The sequence below is a fragment of the Sulfitobacter marinus genome, from assembly GCF_900116285.1.
GTDB lineage: Bacteria > Pseudomonadota > Alphaproteobacteria > Rhodobacterales > Rhodobacteraceae > Sulfitobacter > Sulfitobacter marinus.
On record NZ_FPAJ01000006.1, the window covers coordinates 73,018 to 93,080 of the forward strand.

The 20,063-nt window shown below is 56.3% G+C and carries 18 protein-coding genes; 7 read left to right on the forward strand and 11 right to left on the reverse strand.

The window, feature by feature from the left end; translation table 11 throughout:
• Positions 1-27: 27 nt before the first annotated feature.
• Positions 28-1,194, forward strand: a complete 1,167-nt coding sequence (locus tag BM347_RS15395) for a glycosyltransferase family 4 protein (protein ID WP_342742194.1) — start codon at positions 28-30, stop codon at positions 1,192-1,194.
• On the opposite strand, the gene BM347_RS15400 is transcribed toward BM347_RS15395, so the two are convergent.
• Both BM347_RS15400 and BM347_RS15405 read right to left on the reverse strand, forming a co-directional pair.
• Positions 1,191-2,345, reverse strand: coding sequence for a hypothetical protein (locus BM347_RS15400; RefSeq protein ID WP_093917393.1), 1,155 nt, complete (start codon positions 2,343-2,345; stop codon positions 1,191-1,193). The genes BM347_RS15395 and BM347_RS15400 overlap by 4 nt on opposite strands.
• A gap of 97 nt (positions 2,346-2,442) precedes the next feature.
• A complete protein-coding gene (locus BM347_RS15405) occupies positions 2,443-3,063 on the reverse strand; it encodes a polysaccharide biosynthesis/export family protein (protein ID WP_093917394.1) in 621 nt (206 codons plus the stop codon).
• A gap of 127 nt (positions 3,064-3,190) precedes the next feature.
• Here BM347_RS15405 and BM347_RS15410 point away from each other — a divergent pair, with 127 nt between their 5' ends.
• Positions 3,191-4,156 carry a NodZ family protein gene (locus BM347_RS15410; RefSeq protein ID WP_093917395.1) on the forward strand — a complete coding sequence of 322 codons (966 nt, stop codon included), beginning with the start codon at positions 3,191-3,193 and terminating at the stop codon, positions 4,154-4,156.
• Here BM347_RS15410 and BM347_RS15415 read toward each other — a convergent pair.
• Together BM347_RS15415 and BM347_RS15420 are read right to left on the reverse strand one after the other, a co-directional pair.
• On the reverse strand, positions 4,147-5,085 hold the full coding sequence (locus BM347_RS15415; protein WP_093917396.1) for a glycosyltransferase family 2 protein: 939 nt from the start codon (positions 5,083-5,085) through the stop codon (positions 4,147-4,149). The two genes, BM347_RS15410 and BM347_RS15415, sit on opposite strands and share 10 nt — an antisense overlap.
• Complete coding sequence (locus BM347_RS15420; RefSeq protein WP_093917397.1) at positions 5,075-5,776, reverse strand: sugar transferase; 702 nt, start codon at positions 5,774-5,776, stop codon at positions 5,075-5,077. The genes BM347_RS15415 and BM347_RS15420 overlap by 11 nt, the downstream gene beginning before the upstream one ends.
• A 330-nt stretch (positions 5,777-6,106) precedes the next feature.
• Between BM347_RS15420 and BM347_RS15425 the strand changes: the two genes are divergently transcribed.
• The 3 genes from BM347_RS15425 to BM347_RS15435 all read left to right on the forward strand — a co-directional run bounded on the left by BM347_RS15425 (position 6,107) and on the right by BM347_RS15435 (position 10,333).
• Positions 6,107-7,621 carry a GumC family protein gene (locus BM347_RS15425; RefSeq protein ID WP_093917398.1) on the forward strand — a complete coding sequence of 505 codons (1,515 nt, stop codon included), beginning with the start codon at positions 6,107-6,109 and terminating at the stop codon, positions 7,619-7,621.
• Positions 7,622-7,629: 8 nt separating this feature from the next.
• Positions 7,630-8,433 carry a CpsD/CapB family tyrosine-protein kinase gene (locus tag BM347_RS15430; protein ID WP_139226511.1) on the forward strand — a complete coding sequence of 268 codons (804 nt, stop codon included), beginning with the start codon at positions 7,630-7,632 and terminating at the stop codon, positions 8,431-8,433.
• Positions 8,434-8,581: 148 nt separating this feature from the next.
• Positions 8,582-10,333: a sugar phosphorylase gene (locus BM347_RS15435; RefSeq protein ID WP_093917400.1), complete on the forward strand. Its 1,752-nt coding sequence runs from the start codon at positions 8,582-8,584 to the stop codon at positions 10,331-10,333.
• Here BM347_RS15435 and BM347_RS15440 read toward each other — a convergent pair.
• Positions 10,326-11,546: a glycosyltransferase family protein gene (locus tag BM347_RS15440; protein WP_093917401.1), complete on the reverse strand. Its 1,221-nt coding sequence runs from the start codon at positions 11,544-11,546 to the stop codon at positions 10,326-10,328. The genes BM347_RS15435 and BM347_RS15440 overlap by 8 nt on opposite strands.
• Positions 11,547-11,558: 12 nt before the next feature.
• Positions 11,559-12,350, reverse strand: coding sequence for an HAD-IIB family hydrolase (locus BM347_RS15445; RefSeq protein WP_093917402.1), 792 nt, complete (start codon positions 12,348-12,350; stop codon positions 11,559-11,561).
• A gap of 424 nt (positions 12,351-12,774) precedes the next feature.
• Between BM347_RS15445 and BM347_RS15450 the strand changes: the two genes are divergently transcribed.
• The gene (locus BM347_RS15450; protein ID WP_175498603.1) at positions 12,775-13,662 is read left to right on the forward strand and encodes a DMT family transporter; all 888 of its coding nucleotides are present in this window, start codon (positions 12,775-12,777) and stop codon (positions 13,660-13,662) included.
• 43 nt (positions 13,663-13,705) lie between these two features.
• Here the strand turns inward: BM347_RS15450 and BM347_RS15455 are convergent, their stop codons facing one another.
• The 3 genes from BM347_RS15455 to BM347_RS15465 form a co-directional block, all read right to left on the reverse strand.
• On the reverse strand, positions 13,706-14,278 hold the full coding sequence (locus BM347_RS15455; protein ID WP_093917403.1) for an MOSC domain-containing protein: 573 nt from the start codon (positions 14,276-14,278) through the stop codon (positions 13,706-13,708).
• Positions 14,279-14,445: 167 nt separating this feature from the next.
• Positions 14,446-15,036 carry an SMC-Scp complex subunit ScpB gene (scpB, locus tag BM347_RS15460; RefSeq protein WP_093917404.1) on the reverse strand — a complete coding sequence of 197 codons (591 nt, stop codon included), beginning with the start codon at positions 15,034-15,036 and terminating at the stop codon, positions 14,446-14,448.
• A 1-nt stretch (position 15,037) separates the two neighbouring features.
• Entirely contained in the window at positions 15,038-15,928 is an 891-nt protein-coding gene (locus BM347_RS15465; RefSeq protein WP_093917405.1) for a DUF1403 family protein, read from the reverse strand.
• Between the two features lie 218 nt (positions 15,929-16,146).
• Here BM347_RS15465 and BM347_RS15470 point away from each other — a divergent pair, with 218 nt between their 5' ends.
• Entirely contained in the window at positions 16,147-17,208 is a 1,062-nt protein-coding gene (locus tag BM347_RS15470; RefSeq protein ID WP_093917406.1) for a tyrosine-type recombinase/integrase, read from the forward strand.
• A gap of 115 nt (positions 17,209-17,323) precedes the next feature.
• On the opposite strand, the gene BM347_RS15475 is transcribed toward BM347_RS15470, so the two are convergent.
• Both BM347_RS15475 and BM347_RS15480 read right to left on the reverse strand, forming a co-directional pair.
• Positions 17,324-18,454 carry a ParB/RepB/Spo0J family partition protein gene (locus BM347_RS15475; RefSeq protein ID WP_093917407.1) on the reverse strand — a complete coding sequence of 377 codons (1,131 nt, stop codon included), beginning with the start codon at positions 18,452-18,454 and terminating at the stop codon, positions 17,324-17,326.
• Between the two features lie 3 nt (positions 18,455-18,457).
• Positions 18,458-19,753: an AAA family ATPase gene (locus BM347_RS15480; RefSeq protein WP_093917408.1), complete on the reverse strand. Its 1,296-nt coding sequence runs from the start codon at positions 19,751-19,753 to the stop codon at positions 18,458-18,460.
• Between the last annotated feature and the right edge of the window lie 310 nt (positions 19,754-20,063).

The following is a 20,063-nucleotide window of genomic DNA, read 5'->3' on the forward strand; positions in this document are numbered from 1 at the left end:
CATCCAGATCGACATATCTTAATCGTCGTGGAAAATCTGCCAGTGCCCCTAGACCGCCGCGTTTGGCTCGAGGCGACAACCCTGCAAAACGCGGGCTATGAGGTGTCCGTTATCTGCCCCATGGGGCGCGGATGGGATCAAGAATATGAACAAATCGAAGGCGTACATATCTATCGCTACCCTCAACCCTTCGAGGCGCATTCAGGCATTTTCGCCTATGCGCGCGAATACGGGCACGCCCTTTGGCACTGGTTCAAACTTGCCGAAACAATCTGGGAACGACGCCCCTTTGACGCCATTCAGGGGTGCAACCCGCCAGATTTGGTGTTTCTGCTTGCCCGGTGGTACCGGAAGCGCGGCGTGCGCTATGTCTTTGATCATCACGACGTCAGCCCTGAACTATTCGAGGCAAAATTTGGCAGACGCGGCCTTCTCTATTATCTGATAAGGCTGCTTGAGCGTATGACATTCAACACCGCCGATGTTGCAATCGCCACGAATGATAGCTTTCGCGCCATCGCAATCGCCCGCGGTCGCATGTATCCCTCTGATGTGTTTACGGTCAGGTCCGCACCAAAAACCGATACGTTTCTGCCCGCCACCGGGGATCAATCCTACCGCAAAGGGGCCGCAACCTTGATCGGCTATGTCGGCGTCATCGGGCAGCAAGAAGGCATGGATTTGCTTGTTCGGGCGGCCGATTATCTGGTTAACAAAGCCCGCGCAAATGTTCACTTTCTGATTATCGGCTTTGGCCCCGCACATCGCGATATGATCCGCGACGTGGCGCGACGCAGGCTAGAGGATCGCTTTACCTTTGCAGGTCCGCTTTATGACCGCGCCCTTGTGGATGCCTTGAACGCCATCGATATCGGCGTGGCCCCTGACCCTAAAAACCCTATGAATGATGTTTCCACCATGAACAAAGTGATGGAATATATGACACTCGAAAAACCCGTGGTACAGTTTGACCTGACCGAGGGGCGCGTGTCTGCCGGGCCTGCTTCGCTTTATGCCAAGCCGAACGATCCCATTGATTTCGCGCTCAAAATCGAGGTGCTGATCGATAAGACTTCAATGCGATGGGATATGGGATGGCTGGGCCGTAAACGGGTGCTTGATCAGCTGTCCTGGGCGCATTCAGTCCCCAATCTCTTGGCCGCCTACGCCCGGTTGTTTGAAAAACGGCCCTAGAACCGCGGGCTGAATTTGCGGGTGAACGACATGAATATTTCATTCGATCGCCCCGTACCACTGACACTGTCACGCAAGTCTCGCCGACGCAGGCCGACGGTGAACTGCGCTCTGCGGCTCAGCGATCGGACATATGAAATCGCGAAAATACGGCTGATCGTGGTTAACCCTGACAGAGGGTTCTTTGCCTCCTCCCAGTCGATTTGCACAGCGATGCCATCCACCGGCGTCCCCTCTATCCGATAGCGAAGCGCGATTGCCGTGTTGACTTGTTCGCTGTCATCTTGATCGCTACTGGCCAGCTTTCTGCGCAAACGAGCTTCAAATTCCCCCCGGCCAAACGCGGCTTTATAGTCCAAATGCCCCGTTACATATCGGCCACCTGTCGCACCGCGCGCGGCACCGATCCCAGCGTGCAGCTTGCCGTTGGGCAGCGCCAACACACGGTCCACCGCCCCGCTCACCCGATGTCCGGCCTCTGCCCTGACATAACCCATCCTGACCGAAAACGGCCCCAATGGCCGATCGATCTGATAAATACCATCAAGGTGAAAGCTCTCGCGGCTACCCGGCGCAGCCTCCTGACGGAAAACGCGGTAACCTAGTGTGGCCGACACATGATGGGCCGCGTCCAGATCTAACCTAGCCCGCACATCCAAACGGTGTCGCGTAGTTCCGCTGAGCGCCTGCCCGCCCTGCCCGACCGCCGTCCCGTCGACAAAATCGGTTTTCTGCACAACCGCCAAGATACCAAATCCGAGGCGCGCGTTTTCTCTCAGTTTCAGGTCGATCTCTGCGCCGAAGCTGCGCCGTTTTGCGGTTCCGGACTCGAATGTGCCCCCAAACTCTCCGGGGCCGCTTTGCACCAGATCCGTCTCTTGAAACCGTGCAGCAAGAGAGAGCGACGCGTCGCGCGCCTGACGATCATATTGCATGGCAAGGAACGGATCGACGACTCCGTTTGCCACGTCGTCACCGCCCGGCCCATCCGACCCGCGCAGCGCTAAACCCCCCATTAACGATAATTTCTGACTGCGGGTTTCGCTCAGCCCGCCAAAGCTGAATGCGGTACCAGCCTGATCGCGCCGCTGCGACTGCGCCGCGTCGAGCTGCGGATTTGACTGAACATCAACCGAGGTTTCGACCGCCATCCCTCCCAATCCCGCAGCCTGCGCCAGCGCAGGGAATAACGTGCAAAAGACCGCGACTGCGCAGCACTGCAAGACGCACCCGCCCACGGCGCTGCCCTTATTCAAACAGCCGTCTTTGGGGCACAACGATCACATCGCCCTCGCGCAGTTGCATATGCGCCTCTTGCGCGCCTGCTTCAATCTGTCGATAGTTCAGCGGGATAATCGTCGCCGCGCGGCGCAGTTGGATACGTTTAATCGCCGCAAATTTGGTGAACCCACCCATCGCGGCAAAAGCTTGCAAGACGTTGGTATTTTTGGGGACTTTCAACATGCCCGGGCTGTTTGCCTCGCCCATGACATAGATTGAAATCAACTTGGGCTGGGTCATCACGCCCGCTTCCAAACGGGGATCTGCCAACCGCTGGACCGATACGAACACGGTCGGAGGATTGGTAAACGCGGCGTCCAGCCGACCGGCCAATCCACGTTGAATAGCCTCAATCGGTTGGCCTGAAGCGCGCATCGTTCCGGCCATCGGCACCGAAATGCGGCCATCCGGCGTTACCAAAACGGACCGGTTCAATTCGGGATCTTCCAACACTTCAATCAGTAAAACATCACCCGCCCTGATATGATAGGGCTGCGCAGTCAGGCTGCTGGCACCCAGAACCATCCCAATGCACAGTAAAGCGATCCGGCACAGATTGTCTGTTTTCCAAGCACTCAAGCGGCGCATTTTCTCTCCCCGGAACCTGATTGTGATTGCCTTAGCTTGGCCCTTTAGCGGTTAAAGAAATGTAAATGGTTAACCATGATCCTGACCCCAAGCGCGGCTTGCGCAGGGGAAAAAGACTGGGCGGGCAATGGTAAAACCAATATTGTTGATCAAGGGCAAAGGCGGCTTGGGCAACCGGATTCTTTCCGCCGTCTGCGGCCTTGCCTTTGCTGATCTGACCGGGCGGACCCCGATTATCGATTGGCGCGACGGCAGCTATGCCCCCGTCGGCACCAACGCCTACCCGCTTCTATTTCAAACGCCAATCACCCAGAAATGCGAAACCTATGACGCGATAACGACCTCGGTCACGCCCGCGATTTGGGCCGGAAATCTGGGCCTGACACCGCAAGAGATGATAGAAAAATTCGCCCCGCGCAGCCATTCAAACCCCGTTGCCTATCGCAAATTTTGCGTGGACCTCGGCCGTCTTGACGCACCCGAAAACGTCGCGGTGTTCTGGTCCTATCTGCCAAAGTTCAAACGGATCTCCCGGCACCTGCGCCACGACCACAATTTCGCCACAAGGTCCGAAAAAGATATCATCGCGGGATATCTTGCGCAGTTCTTCACGCCAAATCTCCGGATTTTACAACAGGTCGACGCGGCGGCGGCGACTTTCACCACGCCCAGTATCGGTGTTCACATCCGCTATACGGATCGTAAAATTCCGCTAGGGCCCATCAAAGCGGCGCTTAGGCAAAAGTTAGCTCAAATGCCAGACGCCACGATATTTCTGGCCACCGATAACGCGCATGTTCAGACGCAAATCGCGTCGGAATTCCCCAATGTGCAGCATATAGAAAAGTACCTGCCGAAGGACGCCAGCAGGTTGCATTGGCCGATATCCGATATTGAAAAAGTGCACGAGGCCGAAAACGCCCTGACTGACATGTGGCTTTTGTCACGCTGCGATCATTTGATTTATTCGCGTCACTCGACCTTTTCGGTGACCGCCTCGTATCTCGGAAACATGACCCTTGCGCAATTGCATGACGTTGACCGCTACTCTCCGCTTGTCATCGCGAAACGACAGATCCAGGCCTATGCATAACCACGCAGCCATTCGGCGCGCCGGACCCAGACCGCGCGCCAATGCTCCGCAGAGGCGCGTCGTGATTTTGTAAACGCACGGGACCCCAGATACCGTAGGGCGGCCCACAGCCACATCAATGCAATCCCCGGCCCCACCTTCCATTTCGGCCAATGATCACGCAAGATCGACGCCCGCGCCTTCATCACCGCTATGGTTTTCTCCTCATTCCGCGCCGTGGACGCGCCGACATGATGGGTGATCTGAGCATTGGGTGTAATGCAGGGGCGGTACCCCAGATCGCGCGCGCGCAGGCACAGATCGGCGTCCTCTCCATACATGTAGTATTTGCGCTGAAAACCACCCAGTCTCTGCCAAAGAGGGCGGCCAATCAGCAGAAAACATCCTACGACGATATCGACCTCTCGAATAGAATCGCGGGACCAGCCACCATAGGCCTCGGGGTTCACAAACGCTGACGTTTTAAACAACCGCGCGATGCCAAACGCCCGGAAGAACAGACTGCGCAGGGATGGAACAGCCCAGCAAGACGAGATATTCAGCGATCCATCGGCAAAAACAGTCCGCCCGCCCCAGATACCCGCGTTTGGCCGCGATTTCGCAAAGCTGATCAGTTCATCAAGCGCGGCGGGATGGGTTTCAGTATCGGGGTTCAAAAGCAGCAGATATGGCGTATCAAAAGCCGCAGCGACCCGGTTATTTGCCGCCGCGAATCCGATGTTCTGATCCGATGAAATCACCTGAACCTGAGGGAAGGCCGCGCGGATCAACGCCGCTGACCCGTCACCGGACGCATTGTCGAACACCACGCAATCGAATGACGTTTCACGCGTGTTGGCATATAGGGTTTCGATCGCCCTAAGCGTTAGCTTTGCCGTATTATAACTGACGATGATCACCGTTACGTCGGCGCCCGTTTCAGTGGCCATTGGCCTTTAGAACCACGCCGACGGTTTTGGCCAGAATTCCCAGATCACCGCGCAAGGACAGCGTCGCTGAATAGTCGCTGTCAAAGGCCGCCCGATCAACAAAGTCCGCCTGATTTCGCGCCGATACCTGCCAGTTCCCACTGATCCCCGGCACCAGATTGTAATAGTCTCGGCCGTGGTAAAGCGGCTCCTGGCTAATCATCATCGGGCGCGGGCCGACAAGGCTCATCTCTCCCTTTATAACATTCCATATCTGCGGCAGCTCATCCAAGGACGTGCGTCGCAGAAAGCCCCCCAAACGGGTCACCCGGGGATCATTTTTCAGTTTTTGAAAACAATGCCATTCCAGTATTGCAGCCGGATTACGTGCCAGATGCCGGGCCAGAACTTTATCGCCGTTGTTAACCATCGAACGTAGCTTCCACATCTTGAAAACCTTGCCATTCAGCCCGATCCTGAACTGGGAATAAAACGGGCGATGGCCGGTTAACCAAATCATCACCGCACATGTCGCCACAAGCGCAAGCACGAGCGGTGCAATGGCCAGACAAACCAGCAGATCAAACAAACGTTTGCCGCCATTGCGGTATAGGCTGATTGGGCCACCATCATCAATTTTGTAAGGTTCCAGTGGCTGAGCGCGGGTAATGTTGAACGGCCCTGCTGCTGTGTCAAAGTCGTGAAATATCATATCGCAGGCCCTCCTGTTTCGCCCCTCGCGATTGCGCAGTTTCCGCAAACTGGGGCATCATTTTAGTGAATCGCTGCGAAACGGCTAAGGCCATCACGGTTACCACAAGGTTAAATTAACCAAGTAAATCTGGGCCACTACCAATCAGCCGACGAAGGGTCAAAAGGCTCGAGGCCGTTAACCACGATTTAACACTATGCGACCCAACTAAAGCGCAATTGGTGAACCCCTTTTCCACATTTTTCCGCACTGAAAGCCGCGATGCCAATGACGAAAAAGCAGTCCTTGCCCTTTGCCGCCCAAGCCGTCGCGTCGACGCTGCGCTAGGGCATGGATATCCGATTTCATATGGCCCGGCTGTTGCGGCAACTGCATTGGGTTTTGGTTGCTGGCATGTTGGGGCTCGCCGGTGCCGCGGCCATCATTGGGTTACGCAGCCCGGTCTATGTCGCCACCGCGCGTATTTTGGTGGAATCCGAACAGATACCCGGCGATCTGGCGCCCTCCACCGTACGCCTGCAGGCCCTTGCGCAGCTAGAGCTTAGCCTGCAACGCATTCTGGCCCGCGACAGTCTTTTGCAACTTGCCGCGCGCCACGAAATTTACCACACGCCACGCCTTTCCACCCATGATCTGATCCGCGATTTGCGCACTAGGATTGTGATGGCCCACGCGCCGGGCCGCGATGCCGCCCCGCTTGTCAGCATCAGATTCAAGGGTTCCTCCCCCGATCTGGCCGCGGATGTGGCCAATGATATTGCCCAGATGATTTTGCAACAAGACGTTGCCACGCGCACCCAAACCGCGCGGAAAACATTGGCCTTTTTCACCCAAGACGTCGCACGGCTCGAGACTGAACTCGCCGCTCAAGACGCTGAAATTCTTGCCTTTCGGCAGCAAAACTCGAACAGTTTGCCGGACAATCTCGCCTTTCGACGTAGCCAGCAAACCACTGCTCAGGAACGCCTGCTGCAGGTCGAACGACAAATCGGCACCCTGAAAGATCATAAAGCCAAGGTGCAGCAGCGCCAAAACGCACTTGCCGCAAAAATGGCCAAGCTGTCCCCATCCAACGAGGTCGTGCAACTGGCCCAGCTCGAAGAAGAGCTCGCGACCCAATCGGCCTTGCTGTCGCCCAACAACCCACGGGTCAAAATGTTAATGTCCCAAGTCAAAGGGCTGCGCGCGAGAATACGGCCAGCCAGCGGCACCGCACCCAACCCACTAACCAGCTATGAGGTCGAGCGCGCAGAGATCGATGCGGATTTGGCCGAACTGGATGCGCGCAAAACCCGCATCACGACCACAATGGCGGCGCTGTCGGCGTCGATCAAAACGACGCCATCCAACGCAATCACCCTCGGTAATTTGGAACGCGCACAAGCCAATACACGGTTGCAACATGACCACGCCCTAGCCAACAAAGTCCGCGCCCAAACCGGAACGATGATTGAGACCCTTCGCCAGGGCCAGCATGTTTCCTTGTTTGAAGCCGCCGTGCCACCTCTCTATCCTCAGGGGCCAAGCAAGTTTATAGCCTTGGTCGCCGGCCTTGCGATTGGGTTGGCATTTGGGTTGGTCTTTGTCGCGCTCAAAGATCATTTCAGCAAACGCATTCACCGCCCCGCTGACATCAGCGGTGCCTTGGGCATTACACCATTTGCGACCCTGCCCTATCAACATAGCCGCCTCGAAAAGCGGTGGCATCGCTGGCTGACACTTGGCGGGGCAATGATGCTTTTGGCCGGGGTGCCTGTCGGATTTTGGGCCGTTCAAACCTATTATGAAGCCACCGCAGCCAGCAGCGCCCATGCCATCACCGGCCTGCCCAAGCCACAAGGATAACCCCCAAGGTGAATGTTTCACGCCCCCTACCCGATCCACCAAGGGCACCTGTTAACCCTCGTCTCAAACCCATCCCGTCCGTGCAAGAAACCCTTGCATTTCATGCTGCTTGGGATGCTTTGGCACCCTGTACGCTTGACCCTGATCACCTGTCATCACAGCGTATTTTCGCCCATAATTCCGGGGTTGATGCCATGCCCTATGATATGCTGCGCAGCCGTTTGATCCGCTATATGGCCGACAAGGGTTGGCGGCGGATCGCCATCACCTCGCCCACGGCGGAATGCGGCAAAAGCACCCTCGCCTTGAACCTCGCACTCAGCCTGCAACGGCGGCGCGATTGCCGCAGTATCCTGCTGGAAATGGACATGCGCAGACCGTCCTTGGCCGATATGCTGGGGGTCGCCCCGCCCATCGATCTGGCACATTTTTTGCGCGGTGATCGGCCCTTTGGCGCGGTCGCGCTGCGGGTGGGGGACAATCTTGCCATCGCAACCAACAGCGTCCCGGCCACCGACGCCGCACCTGTATTGGCCAGCCCCTACCTGCCCCTTGCCTTGAATGACATCCAGAAAACCTATGCCCCCGAGGTCATGATCCTTGACACCCCGCCTATGCTGCAGAGCCACGATATGATGGCCATTGCCAACCACGTCGATTGCGTCCTGATCGTCGCCGCAGCCGAGGTGACAACAACCCAAGAGATCGACCAATGTGAACGTGAGTTATCTGGTCAGGCGGAAATGCTGGGCGTGGTTCTGAATAAATGCCGCCATCAAGGGGCCGGTATTGGCTATGGCGGATATGAGTAATCAACACATGACGACCTAAACTGCCCAATCGTTAGGCCTTCTGCCCCAAGCAAGCCCCTTGATCCCGGCCCGATCCCGTTGAAACGCTTTGCATTTTGCGGGGGTTGGTTAAGATCACGGCGCAATGCAGTAATCAGGCAACCCCTTCATGACAGACAAGACACCGCCTCTTAGCGTGAAAATCGCGCGTCTTGTTCAGGACATCTATCCTGATCAAGACGCCAATGTGCTTGCCAGTCTGATTGTAGATGCCTTTTGGCCCGCGCAGGCTCCGCGCCGCAAACGGGGCCGCGCGCCGGGCAACAATCTTTGGTCCCAAAAAGACGCACTGATCATCACCTACGGCAATTCAATCATTGATGGCGCATACAAGCCATTGGATTTGCTTCATGATTTCTTGCTACGGTATCTTAATGGGGCCGTGAACAGCGTTCATATCCTGCCGTTTTTCCCTTTTACGTCTGATGATGGTTTTGCCGTGTCCGACTTTAGATCGGTGCACCCGCAACTGGGCGATTGGCCGGACATTAACCGTATCGCCAAAGATTTCTCGCTGATGTCGGATTTGGTGCTGAACCATGTCTCAAGCCAAAGCAATTGGTTCAACGCCTATCGGCAGGGCCAACCGCCCTATGACCGGTTCTTTTTCGAAGCTGATCCCGCCGACGATCTGAGCATGGTGGTACGTCCCCGCACGACCCCGCTGTTGCAAGAGGTCGAGACCACCAAAGGCCCCCGTCATGTTTGGTGTACGTTCAGCCATGATCAGGTCGATCTTGATTTCCGCAACCCCGAGGTTTTGCTTGAATTTCTGCGGATCATCCGGCTGCATGTGGACAATGGCGTGCAGATCATCCGCCTTGATGCTGTCGCCTTTGTCTGGAAGGTCGTGGGCAGCCCATCCGTGCATCTGCCCCAGACCCACGCCATCATTAAACTGATGCGCCTGCTGTGCGATCACACCCCTGAAAAGATCATTCTGCTGACCGAAACCAACGTCCCCAAGGGCGAAAACCTAAGCTATTTCGGCAATCGGGACGAAGCGCATGCGATTTATAACTTCCCCCTCCCGCCGCTGATTTTGCACGCGATGATGTCGGGATCGGCCCAATATCTGCGCAAATGGCAGCGCGCCATGCCGCCTGCCCCGCTGGGTTGTGCCTATCTTAACTTTACCGCAAGCCATGACGGCATCGGAATGCGCCCGGCCGAGGGGTTGCTGCCCGAGGGCGAGAAAGAAAAGGTCATCGAAACCGTGCGCGAACTCGGCGGGCTGGTGTCCATGCGCGCCCTGCCGGATGGCGGGCAATCCCCCTACGAGCTGAACACCACATTTTACGACGCGATGAGCCGCACCTTCAAAGGCACCGACGACCATCATTTCGACCGGTTCATCTGTTCGCAAACCATCGTGATGTCCCTCGAAGGGATCCCTGCGTTCTACATCCATTCGCTGCTTGCCACACCAAACGATCATGCGGGCGTTGAACATCGGGGCATGAACCGCGCCATCAACCGCCACCGCTGGAATTATCCCACGCTTCAGAGCTTGCTTGCCGATCCGGCCAGCCCCCAAGCTGCCGTGATGACCGCCCTGACCGACCGGTTACAGCTGCGCGCCCGCCAAACCGCCTTTCACCCCAATGCCACGCAATTCACAGTTAACCTTGAAGACGCCCGGATTTTCGCCCTCTGGCGGCAAAGCCTGGACCGGCGGCAATCGATCTTTGCCCTGCACAATGTCAGCGATGAAACTGTCACGATCCAAGGGGCGGCGCTGAATATGATCGAAGACGAGACATGGATTGATCTGCTGTCAGGTGAAGCCCTGCATCCCGAAATCGAGACCATATCGCTGGCCCCCTATCAGTGCCGCTGGATCACCAACCACCCTAGCTAAATTCGGCCTCATCCGCCGCTGCGGCTGCATGCAAATCTGCCAAAAACCCCGGATCGGCAGAATGCACCCGGTTCCAAGCGGGAATGAATGGCGTCTCGCTCAGGTTCTCCAGAAAATGGCTGCCTGCGCGCATGATGTTTTCGGCAAAAAGCTCAATCGCCTGTTCTTCTTTGTGACGGTCAAGTTGCAGCCCGTTCATCACGGCGTCCGTGTGATACGCCTCAAGCAGGTCCAGCGCGGTGCGGTAATATGTGGCCTTGAGCGTCCGAAAAATATTGTTGGAAAACACGGTTCCGTCGGCAGCAAGTTTGCGGAAAATCGCCTTGCAAATATCTGTCGACATGCGGCTTAGACCGGCCGAGGCATCCTCGGCAGACAGGTCTTGGTGCTTGTGATCATAGTTATCGCAAATCTCAACCTGACAGACGGAATGCGGTGCCAGATTGCGCCATGCCTCGGACAACACCCCGATTTCGAGGCCCCAGTCGGACGGGATGCGGAGATCGGGTAAAATTCCCGTCCGCATCGCAAATTCGCCCGACAGCGGATAGCGGAACGACCGCAGATAATCGATATAATCGCGGTCACCGACCACCTTTTTCAGCGCAATCAACAGTGGGCTGACCAGCAACCGTGTCACGCGCCCGTTCATGCTGTTATTCCCCACCCGCGCATAAAATCCCTTGGCCACCTGATAGGGGAAATGGGGGTTCGCAACGGGGTAAATCAGCCGGGCCAACAGTTCGTTGGTATAGGTTACGATGTCACAATCATGCAGCGCCATCACGGAACTGTCCTGGCAGGACATCAGATAGCCCAAGGCGGTCCAGACGTTTTTACCCTTGCCCGGTTCGGACGGTGCCAACCCCAAAGCATCAAGCCGCGCCCCCAGTTCCAGCATCCGCGGGCTGTCGTTCCAGATCACGATATGGTTCTGGTTCAACCCTTCAAAGAATTTCTTGGCTTGACGAAACTGCGCCTCGTCGGCGCGATCAAGGCCGATGATGATGCGGTGCAGATAGGACACCTTGGAAAGCTCCGCCAGAATGTTGGGCATCGCATCAGTTTCAAGCTCTGAATACAAGCAGGGCAAAATCAGCGTCATCTTGCGGGTCTGCGCGAATGTTTCCAGCTCGTAGGTCAGTTCCTGTAACGAACGAGTGCGCAGATTGTGAAGCGTCGCGATATTACCATTTTGATGAAAGTCTGACATGCCAGCGCGCTCCTATCTAAGTTTCAGCTCTAAGAGTAGTTCAAGGATTGCGGCGTTCCACCCCTGCGGTCCGGGCAATTTGGTGCGAATGATGCGGCTGGTTTCCTCGCCCGGTAAACGAGGCAGCGCCACCCGGTGCGGGTTCGCCACGATCACGCCCGTATCTGCGGCTTGCAGCATCTCGACATCATTTGGTGCATCGCCCAAGGCGACCGTATGCGCGGGGTTAAATTCCGCGATCAAATCCGCCATCCGGTCGGCTTTGGTTTGGCCGAAAGACAGGGTCAGAAATCTGCCCCCTTCGCGCGCCGTCACCCGCTGCCCCGCCAGATAACTTAAAAATTGTTTAAGCTGCGGGTCGGTGCCCTCCCATAGGCCCGGCTCCGAGAACGCGCGCTGTTTCGCCAGCGCTGCATCCGTCTGGGCAAGCCCAGTGACAGCAGCAACCTCGGCGACGCTCATGTCACCAAAACCGCAAAAGCCCTGCCGAAGATCTTGCGGTGCCTTATCCAACACGCCGCGCAGCGCTTTATACTGGGCCGCATCCCCCTGCCCCATCTCGCCCGCCGACAAAAGACCTGCGCCATTTTCCACAATGGCGGGGAAACCGACCCAGCCTAGCGCGTCGCGGATACGGGCAATTTCGGGACCGGTTTTGCTGCTTGCCATGATCAACCCGCCGCCGCAGGCGCGTAAAGCGTCCAGCGCAGGCCCCGCCGCCGAAGCGTCATAGCTGGCGTGATCAATCAACGTCCCGTCGAGATCGGTAAACACTAAAATCGGGATCGCAAACATCGGTGACATAGTCAATTGTCACCGCTCAGGCAGCAACGCACAACAGCCAAAGCAACAATTCCAAGCGGATTGACGAAAAGTGCCCAATAGTTGTGCAAGGTCGATTATTATTATTTTGTTTCAATATACTATGGAGAGATTGGCGGCCTTTCTATCAGGTATATCAAAAGACACAGTTCCGGCTCTACACAGCATATTAGAGCCTGAATTAGGAAGCTTGAGAGAACAGTCCACCTCGGATACCAAATGCGTGGCGCAGCCCAGGCGGGGCGCATTCTACCCCTTATGCGATGAAACGATGTTGAATTGGACCCCAGAATGCACCGCCCCAATCACCGGGCTAGATTGACAGATCAGGGCGGGTGCGGCATCGATCAACTGAGCATTTTAAAACCTCAACTTTTTCCGGTCTGACGCCCGAGTTGGAATATGTATGATCCCTACTATCCCAACTGATCGCAGGGCAAATCTGATCGGCAGCATATGGATGATTGCGTCCATGGGGCTTTTCGCCATTGAGGACGCCTTGTTGAAAGCGGCCTCGACAACGCTGCCTGTTGGCCAGATCCTCGTGATCTTTGGCTTGGGTGGGGCTACGGTGTTCGCCTGTGTGCTACGTGTAAATAAAGCTCCCCTTTTCATCCCCGAGATCCTGTCTCTCCCGATGCGGATACGCGTGGTATTCGAGATTACAGGCAGGCTGTTCTACGTCCTTGCCATTACTTTGATCCCCTTGTCTGCCGCGACGGTCATCTTGCAAGCGACCCCACTGGTCGTCGTTGCAGGCGCCGCATTAGTGTTTGGTGAAAAGGTCGGCTGGCGCAGATGGTTCGCGATTATCGTCGGCTTGATTGGGGTCGTTGTTATCATTCAACCTGGAACAGACAGTTTCTCGGCCCTGTCGATTTTGGCCGTCATCGGCATGATCGGATTTGCAGGGCGCGATTTGGCAAGCCGCGCTGCGCCGGCGGCGCTGAGTACCTCCATCCTTGGACTGTACGGCTTTTTGGCAATTGTCGCGGCAGGCGGATTTTTCTCGGTTTGGCGAGGGCTGCCATTTCTGACACCAAACATGTGGACAAGTATGTATCTGTTGGGCGTCGTTCTGGCCGGAACCTCAGCCTATTCATGCCTTATGAAAGCGATGCGTACCGGTGAAGTGTCCGCAGTAACCCCGTTCAGATACACAAGGCTGCTTTTCGGGATCACTTTGGGTGTTGTCCTGTTCAATGAACAACTTAGCTCTACGATGATGGTTGGTTCTGGTTTGATCGTTTTTTCGGGTCTATTCATTCTGTGGCGTGGGAAAGTGGCGGCATAACCACGACCAGATAGGTTTCTGCCTCCTGTCTAAATCCCGGGTATCAAAGCTTGATCAGCTGGTCGCCAACCGTCACGGTTCCGTCTTGCACGATTTTACAAAGAATACCGCGCAGACGAAAATCGCGGTTTTCACGCATGTTGATCCACCGCAAACTATCGTTGCCGTATCGTTCATTCCATTTGATACACCCGGTGTTGAATTTGTCGCTTACTTCGAGAACCGCCGAACCTGCGCTTAGCCGCGCCCCGACCGGCAGATTAGCGGCGCTTAGGTCCATATCAACGACAATAGGGTCGCCAGGATGGGGTGCGTTTATGCGATCACGCCAACACAGGTCCATGACCCGCCGCGAAAGAATGGACACCTGTATTCTGGGATCGGGTGCGCCGTCAGGCAAGGTTAACCACGGCTTCTTGGTCCATCTTTCGCCAATGATTCCATGATCGACGGTCAGCTCGAGTGCGTCGGGAAATGTCCGAAGGCCAAAATCAGGGCGAAAGCACAACTGCCCTATCGTGGCACCGCTTTTGGGTGCAGCCAGAATGTGATCCAGCGCGGCTTCGCACTCCGCAAGGGTCACGTGTTCTGAGACGTTAGGTGCGATTGTATCCAACTTGAAAATTCCCCGTCTAGCTTCGCGATCATACGTTCCGCCAATTGTGTCGGGCCGGTGATCGTCAAAGACGTACTATTATTATAGATGCCTAGCCATAGAAATCCCTCAAAATGGCGGGCGGCAGATCCAGAATGGCGGTCAGGCAAGGGGCACCTGGTTATCCCTTAACCAGACAACCCCGCGTCCTCTAACTGCTCAAGGTCTGGTAGATCCCTCAAGCTTTGCAGGTCGAACGCCACTAGGAATTTCTCGGTCGTCACAAAAGTGTAGGGCGCACCACGGCGCGGGCTTCTGGGGCCCCTCGCAATCAGTTCGCGTTCATGCAGACGGCCGATCAGATCACGACTGATCTCCTTGCCGAAGACGTCTTTCAAACCGTCGCGCGTGATCGGCTGATAATACGCGATGGCCGCCAAAACCGCTATGTCGAACTCATTCAGATCAAGCGCGTGATCGCCCATGCCCCCTGCGAGGCGGATCGCGGCCGCATAGGTGGGGCGAGTTCGCAGCATCCAACCTTCTGCGACCCGTGCGATTTCATAAGGGCGATCAGACAGATCGGTCGCGAGGTCCTCAATCAAAAGGTCGACAGCCACACCCTGTCCGACCACCCGGCCAAGTGCCTCGCGGCTCATCGGCAACGCACTTGCAAAAAGCACCGCCTCGATACGACGCATCCATTCCCGCCAGCGCAACTCGGCGGGCAAGCCGTCGAGCTCGCGATCAAGATCACCTTCAGATCGCTGCTTGGCCATACTAGACCCCATACAGCCGGAACGTGTCACGGCCTGTCAACTCACGCGCTGCGCCAAGATCGACAAGCCGGTCACAAAACCGGCGCGCTGCACGATCCGAATTGAGTGACACGAGCGCATTCGGCGCTACCGCGTCTCTGGTCAGAAACAATTCAACTGCTTGCTCTGCCCCTTTAGCCCGCAGTTTTGGCGTGACCGACTTCAAGCGCTTGGTTCTCCGAGCCAGATCATGTGTCATCTGCACAGCCTCCTTGACGGCCTTATTCACCGCCTGATGGCAGGAAAATCGAAGGTCGTCCCCCCGTTTACGCAAGTCTTTTTGAGTTAGGCCCAAAGCCAGAAGCGGCACCAGATGTTTCCATCCAAGCGCCTGTGCCAACGCCGCATCCGCGAGGATCAAGCCCGCTGTTTCGCTACGGGGGGCATCTGCCAAAACGGCCTCCAAAACGGCTGCGGCGCGCGAAACGGGTGCCACCCGGCCCGCATCAAGCCACCTCTCAAGCTGTTGCGCATTATGCTCCGGGACGACCCGACACAACGCCTTGATTGAAACGCCTCTTTCAACGGCGCGCTGCCAACTCAGACAGAGTTTTCCAGCCGGCCCCGGCAGATCACCGGGCCGTATCAAATGTATCTCATCACGTAGGTCTGCCATGCTTTCCATACGGCCCGAAAACCCGACACATGCTTCTGCTGAGCGTAGCGCCAAACGGTCCCGCAACAAGGCCTGCGGGACATCATCACAATTCAATAGTACATCAAGATGGGCCAAAGCTGCCCCCGACAGAAACGCGACATGATCAGAGGTTTGGGCCCTCCCCGAGGTCACCCACGCTGGCAGTTTGGGCAAGGTATCGGGGTCGTCAAAGGTGGGTGCTGGTCGACTACTCATGTGCCAACGCTATTCTACTGCGGCGCTTTTAACCACACAATACTGCCTTAACCGCCCTCATAAAAATGGCGATCTCTCTGCACCTGCCTTCATATAAACTACTCCGAACACCCGGCGCTTTTAATAATATTTACGATCATAAAGCGCCGCGATCCGTGCCGCTTCATTATGTCCAATAAGTTTGCATTATCGGACATAAATTGACTAAGCTCAGAATCATGAGCAAATCATCCGAAAAGCGCCCCTCTGGACGCGAACACGACAAAACCGATGAGGTCGCCCTGCCCGCCCAGGTTGCTGGCTCCGGTACCCTCGACCGACTGGTAAGTACCGCCCGCGACTATGCACGCCAAGCGACGGCGAAAAATACCAATGCCGCCTACAAAGCGGACTGGGCGCATTTCACGCATTGGTGCCGCCGACGTGGCGCAGAACCTTTGCCACCCAGCCCCGAACTCATCGGGCTTTATATCGCCAATTGCGCAGCCCCGGACACTAAGGCCCCTGCCCTCTCTGTGTCGACGATTGAACGTCGCCTCTCCGGGCTTGCTTGGCAGTATCAACAACGAGGGTTCATCCTCGACCGCAAGGACCGACACATCGCCAGCGTTCTTTCCGGCATCCGCCGGAAACATGCGCGCCCGCCTGTTCAGAAGGAAGCAGTGCTGGCCCAGGACATCCTTGCCATGATTGCCACCCTGCCCCTTGATTTACGCGGGCTTCGAGATCGCGCAATTTTGCTGATCGGATATGCTGGCGGGCTGCGCCGGTCCGAGATAGTCAGCCTCGACTTTGCCCGCAATGATACGCCGGATAGTGGTGGCTGGGTTGAGATTGAAAGCGAAGGTGCGGTTCTGGTTCTACGCGGCAAAACCGGTTGGCGCGAGGTCGAGATTGGCCGCGGCTCATCCGAGCAAACCTGTCCTGTTCACGCGCTGGAACAATGGTTGCATTTCGCCAGGATCAAATTTGGTCCGCTATTCGTCCGAACCTCCCGTGACGGCACCCGCGCCCTTGAGGCGCGCCTGTCTGACAAACACGTGGCACGACTGATCAAACAAACGGTGCTGGATGCTGGTATTCGCAGCGACCTGCCGGATGCCGAGCGTGCAGCTCTTTTTTCGGGTCATAGTCTGCGTGCCGGTCTTGCCTCTAGCGCCGAAGTCGACGAGCGCCATGTGCAAAAGCATCTGGGCCATGCTTCTGCCGAGATGACACGGCGCTATCAGCGACGGCGCGATCGCTATCGGGTGAATCTGACAAAGGCTGCAGGGCTTTGACGCTCTATCCAGTTTTCTGCTCTGGGGAACGGGTTAAGCGTCAAAGCGCTATGGTTACTAACTCAGGTGGGGGGCGGCTGCCTTTACCCAGCAGCCCCCCAATCAGGATTAGCGGCTAGTCCTTCTGATCCAACGCAGCCAGAAATGCTTCGATCCCCCGCTGCAAACTTGCTTTGCTAACGGCCGAGAAATCTCTTGGCAGACGCATTTCCACCTTTCCATCGGATGCTGTTACACGCATTTCTCCCTCAGGCAGCCCCAATCGTAACGAGGTTTTCGAAGTGGAGCGCCCAGCCGTTTTTGCCACCGGGCGTTTTTCCGCAAGGGCCGCTCGTAATATGGCGAGCTCGGCCTCGGCGTCACGCGCCGGGTCCGTATTAAGGGCGCTTTTCAGTCGGGATGCATTTTCAGAATCTGCCTCAAACAGACGATATAGGTCGAGCCCAAGCGCACGTGGCATAGCCTCGGGAAACTTTAGCAAGCCATCCAGATCAGCGATCACACGGGCAAAGTGCCGGATATATGTTTTCTTCTGCTTGAGCGCCGAGGCATAAAGAGCGCTGACCGCATCACCGACATCGCACTGTGCATCTTGCGAGTATGAAAGAGCGAGTTGCGCCATCTCACCAAAAGACAGATCTTTTCGCACAAGGTTTTCGTCCACCATCTTGCGATATAGCGCTTCTAGCGGTTCCCCGCGGGGAACCAAGGCTGCAGGTATCCGCGCATATCGTGGGTCACCCGTTTCAGCTGCAAGCTCGCGAAAGGCTGTAAGACGGCGATAGCCCTGGATCAATTCATAGCCGCCTTCCGTTTGCTCTACACGGATCGGATTGGACAGACCCACAGCCTTAATCGACTGTTTTAGCTCTGCCAGCTCAGGGTCGATATTCGCGGACCGGTCGCGGGTCAGCTTGCCCGTATGAACATCTTGCGTTTGGACAAGATCCGTAATGAGCCCTAGTTTTTTCAACCGAACATGCTCATGGGCAAGCGCATCATTCTCGGCGCGAATGGCGGCCTCAGCGTTCGCACGCTCGGTCGTCGCCTCTAGCGTTTCCGAGATTGCGCTGGCCATCGGACCACGCCGTCCCGAAGTAGGGGCGCTGCTTTGCGAGATGCGCCCCTGACCTTTATCCGCGGCTGGTTTATCACCCGCAGGACTGGCGTTCCCCGCGGGGAACCCGGCCTCTCCCTCCTCATCGAGATCGAAATTAATGTCAAAGACAGAGCGTTTCTTAACCATCGATTAATCCTCCAGCTTATCCCACGCCTCAACCAGCGTGTCGCGAAATTCATCATAGGCACGATCAAACGATGCGCGCGCGCGCCGCCACGTTTCCCGGGTCATCTGACGGTAATCCATTTCATAGATCGACGAAAGAAAACGGCCAGATTGCTCAACCGCTCGGGTCATCTCAACCGGATGCTCCGCGACATGTGGCTTGAATACTTGCTGAAACGCCGACTGCATCGCACGGTGTAAATCATTGTTCGGCTCAAACCGCGTCAGCAAAAACCTGATATCAGAAAAAGCTTTTATGGGATCCGTGCCAGAGGGCAGGCGGCCCTTGAATTTCCCCAAGTCTTCTAACGCCTCGGAAAGCTGGCCGATGAAACTGGTTGTGCTGTCGTACTCCCAATAACCGGGGCCCGACGGAACATAGAGCACGTCCGCCGCGAAGACTGCGTTCATGGATTGATATCCAATCGCAGGTGGGCAGTCGAAGATGATGACGTCATATGTATCAGGTGGAATGGTATCGAGATAGCGCGACACTGCAGCAAAGAAGGACCACTCAGGGTTAAGATGACGATACTGGGCGCTCGCGAATTCGACGAATGCAGCATTCGCACAGCTCGGGATCAAATCAATCGTCGGCCAACTCGTCGGCTTGATGAAATCCGTTGCCCGCAGTTCATCAAGACCCATGCCCGTAACAGAAGCCGGCAGCTTGCGTTGGGGCAGGGCGGTCCCGCTCTCGGCCCCCCCCTGAACCGCATTCATACGCTCTGTCTCGCGGATCAAATCGCGCGCCATGATCCCCCAGACGGTAACTTCTTCGGACACGTCGGACAAACCCATTGAATGACTGAGGGTCGCCTGTGGGTCAAAATCGACCGCCAAAACGCGATACCCATCCAACGCTGCAGCGTGGGCAAAATGCAGCGCTACGGTAGATTTCCCCGCGCCCCCCTTAAAGTTAGCAATTGCTGCGCGCACTGCGCGTTTGCCAGCAGGACGAGGCGGCATGAGGGATTTGTTTTTGATCCGCAACTTGCGCCGCAGCTCGTTAATCTCTTCCAGAGTATACCACCGCTGACGCCCGTCTTCTTCTACCAGGCCCTCTGGCAGGGAAGGATCGGCAGCCAGCCGACCACGCAAGGTCGAAGGGTTGATCTTGAATATCAGCTCCGCCACCTCCCAGCTGGAGAACCGGCGCAGTGTCTTCTCCATTTCTGGTGAATAAGTCTGCTGTCGTATGAAACCCTGCATTTTAAGCGACTGAGCTTGTAGCCTTGCCAGATCGGCGTGTGTGAACATCCGGGACCCTTTCTTCCGCTGGTTCCCCGCGGGGAACAGATAGATGGCATTGAAAGCGACGCTATCTTGAACCTCTAGAGAACGCTAAATTCATCTGCTATGGGATTTACGCCGAATTTGCACATAATGAAAAGCATTATATGCTAGAAGTTAACTTTACAGCTCTTAAGAAGAGAAACGGGGCCAGCCCGATTCGCAATCTAGAAGCTAAAAGAACGAAGCGTGCCAGAATATAGGGGGACATGCATCGTTCCACCGCTACAGATTGGGGGACAAAAGTGAAGTTATAGGGGACGGCTTGGATGTCCCC